This is a genomic window from Flavobacterium rhamnosiphilum (assembly GCF_004349195.1).
Taxonomy (GTDB): domain Bacteria; phylum Bacteroidota; class Bacteroidia; order Flavobacteriales; family Flavobacteriaceae; genus Flavobacterium; species Flavobacterium rhamnosiphilum.
In genome coordinates, this window is the sequence record NZ_SMLG01000011.1 from 1 (window position 1) to 12,691 (window position 12,691).

Consider the following 12,691-nt stretch of genomic DNA (forward strand, 5'->3'; position numbering starts at 1 on the left):
GAAGAATCCTCATCATGAATTTGATGAGGATTTTTTGCGTTTATAAGTTTTCTGAATTATTAATATGTAATTGAGATGAATCCTTAAGGACCCTTTTTTCTTTTCTAAAAAAAATAATAATTAAAGACTACAATTCATCGAAAAAGGGGATGTATTGCTTGAATCTAAATACCTTTTCATTTGTCTCAAAGATAATATTTATATGACTGTGAGATTTTTTTGCCTAAAAAAAATCATTAATCTAATAATTAGTTTAATTTTGAGTTAAACTAAAGTAATATTTATGAATTTAAAAATACTTACCTCATCAAAGTTGAGTTTTTTGCATTTTGCCATTTTGCTAATATTCTTTTTTTCTACAGCAAATGCTAATGCACAATGTGCAGGAAATGATAATAGTATAACCGTTTGCGGTGATGATTTACCTGACTCAAGTAACCAATCCATTAATCTTTTTAGTCTTTTGGGTGTCTATACCACCGGTGGAACTTGGACAGACAATCTTCTTTCAGGAGGGTTGAACCCAAGTACAGGAATTTTAAACGCCCAAAATATTAAAAATAGCGGAGTTTATACCTATACCTATACTGTAGATAATGTCGGCTGTAAAGATTCTGCAACTATAACAGTAACGATTGGTGGATATGCAGGGATACCTGCACCTACTTCTTCGGCTTGTAGCGATGATTCTGCATTTAATTTGTTTCAGGTTTTTGATGGAACGAATGTTAGTCCCCATTCTAATGGTATTTGGACTGATGATACGGGTGCATTAATGGCAAGTATGTTTGACGCAGGAAGTGTCGCATTAGGCACGCATCATTTTACTTATACTATGCCGGCAATAATAAGGATGGGAATAGAAATATGTCCAACACGATCTTCAACCGTTACTGTTACTGTTTATCGCGCTGCGGAACCTGGAACACCAGTTCCTTTGCAACGATGTAGTTCCGATTTACCATTATATACTAATTTAGATTTAAATAGTAGATTGATTGGTGCAGATCCTGGCGGTATTTGGACAGAAGATAGAACCTCAGAATTATCAGGTCCTTTAGATTCAACAATAAATCTCCAGAACATTTATAATACTATGGGACCAGGTTTACACAGTTTTACTTATACTGTTACTCCGACCAAAGCAGTTTGTAATATAAAAAAATCAATAGTAAATATATTCATAGAAAAACAACTCGATTTTACGGGCGCTACATTTGATGTAAGAGATTATTTTTGCGGAAATATTCGTACGGATACTGTGACTGCAGATTTGTTTCAAGGGATTCAAAACATACCTGACGGAGCATATGATGTAACTTATACCATTTCTGGTGTAGCATCATCAATAACGGTAACAGAAGTTTTCATCAATGGAAAAATGCAGTTGCCTATACCATCAAGTAATTTTCTTCAAGATGGTTCTTATACTATTGCAATTACTAATATAGCAAGAAAAGGCGATTTGGGAATTTGTACCCCTATAATAGGAACATTATCTGATGTCCTCAAAATTGTGCCGATTCCAAAAATCAATACTGCTACGCTAACTATCAATCCTGTTTGTAAAGGTTCCAGTGCGACGGTCGGAATTTCTGGAAACACTAATTTAACGGATGGGAATTATAGTATTCTTTATAATTTATCAGATAAAAACACAGCCGTTGGACAACAAGCATTTTTTACGGTTTCTGGGGGAACGGCTACTTTTCTTGTGCCGTCGAGTTTGATCCCTATTGATGGCAACACGACAATTTCAATTACAAGTATCACAAATTTAACTACTGGTTGTACTAATACTGCAACACCGACTCAAGTATTTGTAGTGAAACCATTAACTGATCTTGCTAACCTTAAGATAGATATAAAAGATGTTTGTCAAAATCAGCCCGTTACTGTATCGCTCACCGGATTAGGGGCTTTGACTAATATTACCTTGAATTATAATTTGACGGGAGTAAATAGTGCCATGAACCAAACGGTAATAGTACCAGTTAGTTCAGGCAATGCCAGTTTTATCATCCCAGTGGGTTCACTCGTCAATACTGGAAGCACTTCTCTGGTTATTACAGATATTATTGATAATACAGGTGGTTGTAGATCATCTATACCTAACAATCCCGAAAGTTTTGCGATGAATGGCATTCCGAGTATTCCAATAACAAACAATCCTAACTTTTGCAAAAACGATAAAAAAACAATTGCCGATTTAACTCCAAGCGGAACTCAATACCAATGGTTTGATTCAGCAACAAGTACCACTGTTTTAAGCGCAAATACCCTTTTAGTTTCTAGGACTTATTACGTTAAAGAGGTAAATGTGACTACAGGATGTGAATCAGGAAGAGCACCATCTATCGTTGTAATAGACGAGGTACAAGCTCCAACATTAAACCAAGACGGACAAAATTTTTGTGGATTAGACAATCCCACTTTGCAAAATTTGACCGCTAATGCCACTACAAACGGAACCTTAACCTGGTTTGATGCACCCACAAATGGAAATCAAATAGTATCGACAGATTTGCTTAAAGATGGTTTCACTTATTATGGTTTCGATTATTCAAGTAGTACAAATTGTTATTCGGATGCCTTGGCTGTGACTGTATCTCTTTCAAATTGTGATGTAACTCCTGGTTTTTTTATTCCTGACGGATTTTCGCCAAACGGAGATGCTGTAAATGACACTTTCAAAATTCCGGATATCGAGTTTATATACCCAAATTATTCTTTGGAAGTTTTTAACAGGTATGGGAATCTAATGTTCAGCGGCAATAAAAACAAACCAGAATGGGATGGGAGAAATTCTGATTCTAAAATTGGGATTGATGGGTTTGCGCCAAACGGGGTTTATTTTTATGTTATCAATTATAATAAAGGAAACAAATCTCCTAAACAAGGTCGACTTTATTTAAATCGATAATCGTTTTTTATTACTTTAAACTAAATTTCAAATGAAAAAAACAATACTGTTTGTAAGTTTTTTATTTTTTATAATAAATGCCTCGGCTCAGCAAGATCCACAATTTACACAATACATGTATAACATGAATGTGATAAATCCTGCTTATGCAACTGGAACACAATCGATGCTGGATGTTGGGATATTATATAGAACGCAATGGGTTGGTGCGGTTGGTGCTCCAAAAACAATGACTCTTTTCGGACACATGCCTGTAAACGAAAAAGTTGAAGTGGGATTTTCCTTGATTTCGGATGATATTGGAGACGGGGCAAAAAAAGAGGATAATTTCTTTGCAGATTTCGCATATCTGCTTCAGTTTAATAATAATCACAATCTTTCTTTTGGATTAAAAGCTGGATTTACTTCATTTAAAACTAATTTTAATGGGTTTGTTTTTGAAAGTGGTGATGCCGGTACGGATCTTGCTTTTTCAGAAGACGTCAACAAATTCATGCCAAATATTGGTGTTGGAGCATTCTATTTTACGGATAAATATTATCTAGGTTTATCTGCTCCCAACTTGTTTTCTTCAAAACACATTGAAGAGCGTTCTGGAATTAATTCTTTTGGTTCAGAAAAAATTCATGCCTTTTTTACCGGAGGTTATGTGTTTACTTTAAGTGATTCATTCAAATTAAAACCGGCTTTTATGTCGAAATTTATTGCAGGAGCGCCTGTTACTTTAGATCTTTCTGCCAATGTGTTGTATAATGACAAATTTGAATTCGGGGCATCCTATAGGTTTGGGGATGCCGTAAGTGCTTTGATGAACGTAAAAGTTACTCCAAATATCAGAGTGGGCTATGCTTATGATTATACCATTTCTAATCTAGGTCAGTTTAATTCTGGAACGCATGAAATTTTTGTTCTATTTAATTTAGATTTATTAAGCAAAGGATATGATAAATCACCAAGATTCTTCTAAAAAAGTAAACATGAAAAGAGTATTTCTCATTATAGTCGTATTTTCAATACAACTTATAAATGCCCAAGGGCAAGATTTGCAAAGAGCCAAACGCTTTTTTGATAGAACTTTTTATAGCGAAGCGATTCCTTTGTATGAAAATAGTATTCAAGAAAATCGTTCTGTTGCAGTAGTAAAAAACTTAGCAGATTCCTATTATTATACGAATGATTATGCCAATGCTCAAAAGCAGTATCGCTTTTTGATTACGAGATTCAATGCAGGGCTTGAAGAAGAATATTACTTTAGATATTCGCAAACATTGAAGGCAACGGGCAATTACGAAGAATCAAATGCGGTTATCCGTGATTATCTCATCAGTTCAAACAATAAGCAAGCCTTAGTTGATTTTGAAAAAGAGAATGAGGTGCTTGAAAATGTATCTGCATTAGGAAACAGATTCGAGATAAAAAATCTAGCGTTAAACACCCTAAATTCGGAGTTTGGTGCTGTGAAACAAGGACAAAACTTGGTTTTTTCAGGAGTGAAAAAAAAGGCTGGTTTGTTTGACAAAATGTACAAATGGAACAATGAACTTTATCTTGATCTAGTGACAATTCCTTTAAAAAATACCAATTCTAACGATTCTATTGTAAATTCTTTTTCTAAAGAATTAAACACGGCAATGCATGAGGCAAATGCTGTATTTACAAAGGATGGAAAAACAGTTTATTTCACCAGAAATAATTATAAAAAAGGGAAAAGAAGCAAAAACAAAGATAAGATTTCAAACCTACAAATCTTCAGAGCCGAATTTGTAGATGGTAAATGGACCAAAATAGTGTCGCTTCCTTTCAATGGTGATGATTATTCTGTAGAGCACCCTGCGTTAAGCAGTGATGAAAAAACATTGTATTTTGCATCTGACATGCCGGGTACTTTAGGTTCATTTGATATTTTTTCTGTTTCTATAATTGGTACAGGGTATGGAACTCCAAAAAATTTAGTGAATAAAATAAATACGACTAAAAAAGAACAATTTCCTTTCGTTTCAAAGGATAACAAATTGTATTTCTCTTCTAATGGGCATGCAGGTTATGGGTCACTGGATGTTTTTGTTTCGGAGATACAAAGCGATACTTTTTCGGAACCATTAAATGTTGGATTTCCAGTAAATTCTGGTTTTGATGATTTTTCTTTTAACATTGATTCGGATTCTAAACTGGGTTATTTTGCATCGAATAGAGTTGGAGGAAAAGGGAATGATGATATTTATGAACTAAAGGAAACGAAACCTTTACTAATTGAAGATTGCATGCAATTTATTGCTGGAGTCATAACTGATGTAGATACAAAGCTTCCTTTAGGCAATGCTTTGGTTAGTTTGCAAAGTTCAGATAAAGTCGAAATCCAAAAAATCATAACTTCAGAAGACGGAAAATTTAGTTTCGCCGTTGCTTGCGAAACAGGTTATTCTGTTTTAGCATCCAAAGAGGATTATACAAAGGATTCAAAATCATTTAAACTTAGAAAAGAAAGAAATAAAAGCAGTGATGCCTCCATGTCTTTGAGATCTCTGACAACAATCAAAAATGAAGAGCAAGTAGCACTTCAGCAAAAGAAAAATGAGGAATTGGCTTTGCTGGAACAAAAGAAAAAAGAAGAGCTGGCTCTAGTTGAAAAAGGAAAAAAAGACAAGCAAATTGCAGCAAAAAAAGAAGTAGAGCTTGCTCAAGTTAAGAAAAAAGAAAAATTAGATAACATTATTGCTGCGGAGAAAGATGTAGTAAAAGACAAAGACCGATTGATAATCAAAACAGATCCGATCTATTTCGATTATGATTTGTGGTACATCCGTAAAGAATCAAAACCGATTTTAAATCGTGTTATTGAACTCATGAAAAAATATCCTGATATGGTTGTAGAAATTGGTTCACATACCGATAATAGAGGGAACAGCAAGTACAACATGGATCTTTCTTCAAATAGAGCAGAATCAACAAGAGCGTATTTTATAAACCAAGGAATTGGTAAAAAAAGAATCATTGCAAAAGGGTATGGAGAAACGGTTCAAATCATAAAATGTGAACCGAGTGAGTCTTGTGCCGAAGAGCAACATGAATTGAATAGACGAAGTGAATTTGTAATTAAAAGTTTGTAACTGTCGAGGAAAAATAATTATATAAGTTTTTAAAAATCAGAAAGCCAATTTTGTTAAAATTGGCTTTCTGATTTTATCCGTGTATGGTTTCTTGTTTTCCGTAATTAGTAATAATAGAAGTTTCAAATACTATCCATTCCTTCCAACGTTTATCTACATCTATATTGTCAGCATATTTTCGTGCGAAACCCAAAAAAGTAGTATAATGTCCTGCTTCAGAAATCATAAGGTCTCTGTAAAAAGTAGCCAGTTCAATATCTTTTATGTTTTCTGATAAAACTTTAAAGCGTTCACAACTTCTTGCTTCAATCATAGCTGAAAATAGCAATCGATCACAAAGAGCATCTTTTCGGCTGCCATCTTTTTTCATAAATTTAAAAAGTTCATTTACATAATGATCTTTCCTTTCTCTGCCTAAAGTCAATCCTTTGCTTTTTATTAAATTATGGACCAATTGCAAATGGTCTAATTCTTCTTTTGCAATGATTAACATTTCGGTTACTAATTCTTCTAATTCTGAATTGTAAGCGATTAAACTTATCGCATTTGAAGCTGCCTTTTGTTCACACCAAGCGTGATCTGTCAAGATTTCTTCTATATTCGATTCGACTATATTTACCCAACGCGGGTCTGTGGCTAATTTTAATCCTAACATGGTACTGAAATTTATTTGTACAAAATTAGTGTTTTATAATCTATTTTTGGTTCAAATGACCGGATTGAAGTCAAAATAGCATTATTTTGCAATTGAAATTTTATAATAATATGAATCAAGTTCAAAAGCTTTTAATTATTGGTTTTGTTTGGCCAGAACCCAATTCGTCTGCGGCGGGAGGAAGGATGATGCAGCTGATTTCACTTTTTAAAGCACAAGGTTTTAGTATTACGTTTGCTAGTCCTGCACAAAACAGTGATTTTATGGTTGATTTACAAGAATACGGAGTTGATAAAAAATCAATTGCCCTTAATAATTCCAGTTTTGATAGTTGCATAAAAGAACTGAATCCAGATGTAGTTTTGTTTGATCGGTTTATGATGGAAGAACAATTTGGTTGGCGTGTTGCCGAAAATTGTCCTGATGCATTACGATTGTTAGATACTGAAGATTTACATTGTCTGAGATTGGCTCGTCAGAAAGCATTCAAAGAAAACCGTTTCTTTAAGACAACTGATTTGTTTGTTGAAGAGGTAGCAAAACGGGAAATTGCCAGTATTTTACGTTGTGATTTGTCTCTGATGATTTCCGAATTTGAGATGGAACTTTTGGAATCTGCATTTAAGATAGACAAAGCCTTATTGTATTATTTGCCTTTTTTATTGGAACCAATTGACGATGCCGAAATACAGGAACTGACTTCTTTCGATGATCGGAAAGACTTTATTTTTATCGGGAATTTTCTTCATGAGCCCAATTGGAATGCCGTTCAGTATTTAAAAGAAACGATTTGGCCTTTAATTAAAAAACAAGCACCAGAAGCTGTTTTGAATGTTTATGGCGCTTATCCCTCACAAAAAGTATTGCAATTGCATAATAGCAAAGATGGTTTTTTAATCATGGGACGTGCTAATGACGCACAAGAAGTAGTCAAGAAAGCACGAGTTGTTTTGGCTCCTTTACGTTTTGGCGCAGGTATTAAAGGAAAGTTATTGGAAGCGATGCAATGCGGAACGCCAAGTATTACGACTTCTATCGGATCTGAATCCATGCACGGTGATTTGCCTTGGAACGGGTTTATTACGGATAATGTTGCTGATTTTGTGGATATGGCAGTACAATTATATCAAGACAAAACAATTTGGGGTAAAGCCCAAAAAAATGGAATTACCATTATCAATCAACGATATTCTAAAGGTTTATTTGAGACTGACTTTAGAACTAAAATAGAATTTTTACGCTCAAATCTGCAGCAACATCGAATGCATAATTTTATGGGATCCATGTTGCAACACCATACTTTAAAAAGTACTAAATATATGTCGCGCTGGATTGAGGAGAAGAATAAATAAAAAATCCCGTCAAGTTTTAGAAACAAGACGGGATTACTATTTTAAAAACCGAGTTATTACGCAAGCATCGTAACTGGATTTTCTATAAATTGTTTCAATGTTTGTAAAAATTGAGCTCCAGTTGCGCCATCAATTGTTCTGTGGTCGCAAGCTAAAGATAGCATCATCGTATTTCCTACTACAATCTGACCATTTTTCACAACCGGTTTTTCTACAATAGCCCCTACGGATAGAATAGCAGAATTTGGTTGGTTAATGATAGAATTGAATTCTGTAATACCAAACATTCCAAGATTAGAAACTGTAAAAGTACTTCCTTCCATTTCTGTAGGTAATAATTTTTTGTTTTTAGCTCTTCCTGCAAGATCTCTGACGCTTCCGCCAATTTGAGATAAACTCATAGCATCTGTAAATCGCAATACAGGAACTACTAATCCGTCTTCAACCGCTACAGCAACTCCAATATTCACATGATGGTTGATAAGAATTGAATCTTCTCTCCATTGAGAATTTATTTTTGGATGTTTTTTCAAAGCCATTGCGCAAGCTTTTATTACCATATCGTTAAAAGATACTTTTGTATCCGGAACGCTGTTAATGATAGCTCTTGATTTCATTGCCTCATCCATAGTTACCTCTATTACTAAGTTGTAATGTGGTGCAGTGAATAAAGATTCTGCTAAACGTTTCGCAATGATTTTTCGCATTTGCGAATTCTTGATTTCTTCTGTGAAAACTTCTCCTGCCGGAACAAATGGTTTTGCCGCAGCCACAGTTTCTGTTTTCGCTGGAGCCGCAGTTGTCGGCACTGGAGTAGCAGCAGTTTGTGGGGTGAAGTTTTCGATATCGCTTTTTACAATACGTCCGTTTTCACCAGAACCTTTTACTTGTGTCAATTGAATTCCTTTATCACTTGCAATTTTCTTTGCCAATGGTGATGCTAAAATTCGTTGTCCGTCAGTTGATGGTTCTTGAACAATTGGTTCTGTAGTTTTCTCATTTGAAGCTACTTCTTTTTCTTCTGTAACAGCAGGAGCAGTTTGTGGCGCTCCGCCAGCTTTATAGTTTTCAGCAATTCCGCTAATATCGGTTCCTGCAGGTCCAATGATTGCCAAAAGGCTGTCAACAGGTGCAGTATTGCCTTCTTCGATTCCTACGTATAATAAAGTTCCTTCGTTGAAAGATTCGAATTCCATTGTTGCTTTGTCTGTTTCGATTTCTGCAAGAATGTCTCCTTCGGCAACGGTATCACCTACTTTTTTAAGCCAAGTAGCTACTGTTCCTTCGGTCATGGTATCGCTTAAGCGAGGCATGGTGATGACTACAACTCCTTTTGGTAATGAAGCTGTTACAGGTGCTGTCGCTTTTGTAACTTCGGGAGTAGTTGCTGTTTCTTCAGTAACTTTTGTTTCTTCTTTAGCTGGAGCTGCATCAGCTGGTTTTCCTGCTAGTAATGCCGAAATATCCTCGCCTTCTGTTCCTATAATTGCTAATAAAGAGTCTACCGGTGCAGTTTCACCTGCAGGTATTCCTATATGTAAAAGTGTTCCTTCGTTGAAAGACTCAAATTCCATTGTTGCTTTGTCAGTTTCAATTTCCGCAAGGATATCACCTTCGCTTACTTTATCACCTACTTTTTTTAGCCAAGTTGCTACCGTTCCTTCCGTCATCGTATCGCTCAAACGAGGCATTGTAATTATTGTTGCCATAATTGATTTATAGTTTATGAGGTAAAAATGGATAGTTCTCTTGTTCGTATACTACATCGTATAGCTGTTGAATAGGAGGGTATTCAGATTCTTCGGCAAATGTTACACATTCTTCCACTAAATCTTTTACTCTTTGATCGATTGCTTCGATTTCTTCTTCTGTAGCATATTTTTGATCTTTAATTACATCTAAAACTTGAGTAATTGGATCAATTTTTTTGTACTCTTCTACTTCTTCTTTCGAACGGTATAATTGTGCATCCGACATAGAGTGACCTCTATAACGGTATGTTTTCATTTCTAGGAAAGTTGGTCCGTCTCCACGACGTGCTCTGTCAATTGCTTCAGTCATTGCTTCAGCAACTTTTACAGGGTTCATTCCGTCAACTGGTCCACAAGGCATTTCATATCCTAAACCTAATTTCCAAATATCAGTATGATTGGCTGTTCTTTCTACAGAAGTTCCCATTGCATAACCATTGTTTTCAACAATAAATACGACTGGAAGTTTCCATAACATCGCCATATTAAAAGCTTCGTGTAAAGATCCTTGACGTGCTGCACCATCACCAAAATAGGTCATAGTAACACCACCTGTTTCAAAATATTTATCGGCAAAAGCTAATCCAGCACCTACAGGAATTTGTCCTCCTACAATTCCGTGTCCACCATAAAAACGGTGCTCTTTTGAAAAGATGTGCATGGAACCACCCATACCTTTTGAAGTTCCGGTAACTTTTCCTAAAAGTTCCGCCATCACGCGTCTAGGATCAACTCCCATTCCTATTGGTTGAACGTGATTTCTGTAAGCAGTAATCATTTTGTCTTTTGTCAAGTCCATTGCGTGCAATGCACCAGCTAATACTGCTTCTTGACCATTGTATAAATGTAGAAAACCTCTAACTTTTTGTTGGATGTATAATGCTGCAAGTTTGTCCTCAAACTTTCTCCAAAGCAGCATATCTTCATACCACTTTAAATATACTTCTTTTGTAACTTCTTTCATCTGAATTTTTCTTTTGCTAAAGTGTTATTGTATTATCAATTTGTACCTATAACGCAAAATAGTTTCCTCCCACAAATTTGCGCCCCGAAGGGTCGGGATGCAAAAATAAGACATTCCAAGTAAGAACTAAAATTTAATAGGCAATTTTTGGAATTTTTACAGGAATTTTTTATCGAACATAAAGGGAAGCAAATTTTTTAGGGATTCCGACTTGTAAATAGCGCCAATTTCTCCCATGAAATAGATTTCAATTGGGGTCTCTTGTCGGATTTCGTATTCTGCTATGGATTGTCTGCAAGAGCCGCAAGGAGGAATTGGAGCTGTAGTTTGGTTCGTGTCCGAAGCAGCTGTAATTGCCATTTTCAAAATTTTGGCTTCTGGATAGACTGCGCCGGCATAAAAAATAGCGACACGTTCCGCACAAAGTCCGGAAGGATAAGCGGCATTTTCTTGGTTTGAACCTACTACAATTTTACCGTTGTCTAAAACAAGTGCAACTCCAACTCTGAATTTTGAATAAGGTGCGTAAGCATTTTTTCGGACTTCAACGGCTTGAGTCATTAAGTCCTGAATGTCATTTGGTAAATCCTGAATGGAATCGAATACTTTGAATTGAGTGGTAATTGTTATTTCTTTCATGTTTTTTTTTAAGGAAAAAAAATCCAAACTTCATCCCGATGCTTCGGGATTGAAATTTGGATTGTTATTTGTGGATTTTATTTAAGTTTAATATTCTTCATATTTATCTCCAAAATTGAAGGTAAGTGAAAAACGCAGCGTATTTTCTAAAGGGCTTTTTATTTTTGATGCCGAGAATAAATAAGAAACATCTACTTTGACTACATTGTATTTGAAACCTGCTCCAAGTGAGAAAAACTGTTTAGCTCCTTTTACAGGACTTTCGTGAAAGTAACCCAAACGCATTGCAAAGGAATCTTGATACAAATATTCGGCACCTACAGCATACGTAACTTCTTTTAATTCTTCGCTGAATCCATCAGGAGCATCACCAAATGATTTGAAAACCCCGGAAGTCCATCCAATAGCGCGGTAATCATTATTTGCTTTAGCCGTTCCGTCATTAGCAGGTTCTCCAGGATCGAGGGTATCCCCATCTCCATTTAAATCAGTTGCCGGCTTAGGGACAGGAATTTGAGGAGTTGGCACTAATAATTTATTAAATTCAACATTTAAGGAAACCTTATTATAATCGTCTAAAATAAAATCAAAACCAGTTCCTATTTTTAAATTAGCGGGTAGAAAGTTATTATTAAAATCATCATTGTCATAACTGATTTTAGGACCTAAATTTTGAATGTTAAATCCCGCTCTCCATCTTCCGTTGAATTCGTTGTACGCTATTTCTTCAGATTGGTAAAAACCGGCCACATCAACAGCAAATGTACTTGCAGATGAAGCGTCATTGTTTTCGGAGGCCACTTTTAGATTGGAATTTATAAATCTTCCCGCGATAGCCATAGAGAATTTTTCGCTTAATTTTAAGGAATATGAACCGTCAATGGCAAACTCGTTTGGAGAAACAAATCTAGGTTCGTCATTTGCATTTTCACGCAATTCGATTTCACCCAATCCAAAATAGCGAAGGCTTCCCGCAAATGCACTTCTTTCATTCAGTTTTTGATAATAGGTTAATTGCCCTAATGATATGTCATTTACTAAATCAGTAAGGTAAGGTGTGTAGCTTACAGAAAATCCTTTTTGGTCTGTTGCAAAAGCATATTTAGCTGGATTCCATTGCTGGGAAAAAGCATCCGCTGATGTTGCAACTCCTACGTCTGCCATACCTGCAGCTCTTGCATCAGCTGCGACTAATAAAAAGGGAACCCCCGGGTTTATAACTCTATCTTGTGCTTTTGTAAAAGAAATCACAAATAAAAAGATAAAAAGTAATAGTATTTTTTTCATTATTACAGGAAGT

Annotated in this window: 9 protein-coding genes; 4 read left to right on the forward strand and 5 right to left on the reverse strand. The window is 35.5% G+C overall.

Features of this window, described 5'->3' with window-relative positions; all coding sequences use genetic code 11:
- Window positions 1–283: 283 nt before the first annotated feature.
- Genes E0I26_RS13180 through E0I26_RS13190 form a run of 3 tightly spaced genes read left to right on the forward strand, consistent with a single transcriptional unit; the run spans window position 284 to window position 6,030 of the window.
- Window positions 284–2,923, forward strand: coding sequence for a gliding motility-associated C-terminal domain-containing protein (locus E0I26_RS13180; protein ID WP_131916934.1), 2,640 nt, complete (start codon window positions 284–286; stop codon window positions 2,921–2,923).
- A 31-nt stretch (window positions 2,924–2,954) separates the two neighbouring features.
- Window positions 2,955–3,890, forward strand: coding sequence for a PorP/SprF family type IX secretion system membrane protein (locus E0I26_RS13185; protein WP_131916935.1), 936 nt, complete (start codon window positions 2,955–2,957; stop codon window positions 3,888–3,890).
- A gap of 10 nt (window positions 3,891–3,900) precedes the next feature.
- On the forward strand, window positions 3,901–6,030 hold the full coding sequence (locus E0I26_RS13190; protein ID WP_131916936.1) for an OmpA family protein: 2,130 nt from the start codon (window positions 3,901–3,903) through the stop codon (window positions 6,028–6,030).
- A gap of 73 nt (window positions 6,031–6,103) precedes the next feature.
- Here the strand turns inward: E0I26_RS13190 and miaE are convergent, their stop codons facing one another.
- Window positions 6,104–6,685, reverse strand: coding sequence for a tRNA-(ms[2]io[6]A)-hydroxylase (gene miaE, locus E0I26_RS13195; protein WP_131916937.1), 582 nt, complete (start codon window positions 6,683–6,685; stop codon window positions 6,104–6,106).
- A gap of 110 nt (window positions 6,686–6,795) precedes the next feature.
- Between miaE and E0I26_RS13200 the strand changes: the two genes are divergently transcribed.
- A complete protein-coding gene (locus E0I26_RS13200; RefSeq protein WP_131916938.1) occupies window positions 6,796–8,037 on the forward strand; it encodes a glycosyltransferase in 1,242 nt (413 codons plus the stop codon).
- 56 nt (window positions 8,038–8,093) lie between these two features.
- Here the strand turns inward: E0I26_RS13200 and E0I26_RS13205 are convergent, their stop codons facing one another.
- The 4 genes from E0I26_RS13205 to porV form a co-directional block, all read right to left on the reverse strand.
- On the reverse strand, window positions 8,094–9,746 hold the full coding sequence (locus tag E0I26_RS13205) for a pyruvate dehydrogenase complex dihydrolipoamide acetyltransferase (protein ID WP_131916939.1): 1,653 nt from the start codon (window positions 9,744–9,746) through the stop codon (window positions 8,094–8,096).
- A gap of 7 nt (window positions 9,747–9,753) precedes the next feature.
- Window positions 9,754–10,752 (reverse strand): pyruvate dehydrogenase (acetyl-transferring) E1 component subunit alpha, encoded by a 999-nt coding sequence (gene pdhA, locus E0I26_RS13210; protein ID WP_113637949.1) that lies wholly within the window; start codon window positions 10,750–10,752, stop codon window positions 9,754–9,756.
- Window positions 10,753–10,908: 156 nt separating this feature from the next.
- Window positions 10,909–11,391, reverse strand: a complete 483-nt coding sequence (gene cdd / locus E0I26_RS13215) for a cytidine deaminase (protein ID WP_131916940.1) — start codon at window positions 11,389–11,391, stop codon at window positions 10,909–10,911.
- 87 nt (window positions 11,392–11,478) lie between these two features.
- Window positions 11,479–12,678, reverse strand: coding sequence for a type IX secretion system outer membrane channel protein PorV (gene porV / locus E0I26_RS13220; RefSeq protein WP_131916941.1), 1,200 nt, complete (start codon window positions 12,676–12,678; stop codon window positions 11,479–11,481).
- Window positions 12,679–12,691 lie beyond the last annotated feature (13 nt).

Coding starts and splice junctions, on each gene's coding strand:
- pdhA (WP_113637949.1), bottom strand. CDS start 10,752: ATGAAAGAAGTTACAAAAGAAGTATATTTAAAGTGGTATGAAGATATG.
- miaE (WP_131916937.1), bottom strand. CDS start 6,685: ATGTTAGGATTAAAATTAGCCACAGACCCGCGTTGGGTAAATATAGTC.
- porV (WP_131916941.1), bottom strand. CDS start 12,678: ATGAAAAAAATACTATTACTTTTTATCTTTTTATTTGTGATTTCTTTT.
- E0I26_RS13200 (WP_131916938.1), top strand. CDS start 6,796: ATGAATCAAGTTCAAAAGCTTTTAATTATTGGTTTTGTTTGGCCAGAA.
- cdd (WP_131916940.1), bottom strand. CDS start 11,391: ATGAAAGAAATAACAATTACCACTCAATTCAAAGTATTCGATTCCATT.
- E0I26_RS13190 (WP_131916936.1), top strand. CDS start 3,901: ATGAAAAGAGTATTTCTCATTATAGTCGTATTTTCAATACAACTTATA.
- E0I26_RS13205 (WP_131916939.1), bottom strand. CDS start 9,746: ATGGCAACAATAATTACAATGCCTCGTTTGAGCGATACGATGACGGAA.
- E0I26_RS13185 (WP_131916935.1), top strand. CDS start 2,955: ATGAAAAAAACAATACTGTTTGTAAGTTTTTTATTTTTTATAATAAAT.
- E0I26_RS13180 (WP_131916934.1), top strand. CDS start 284: ATGAATTTAAAAATACTTACCTCATCAAAGTTGAGTTTTTTGCATTTT.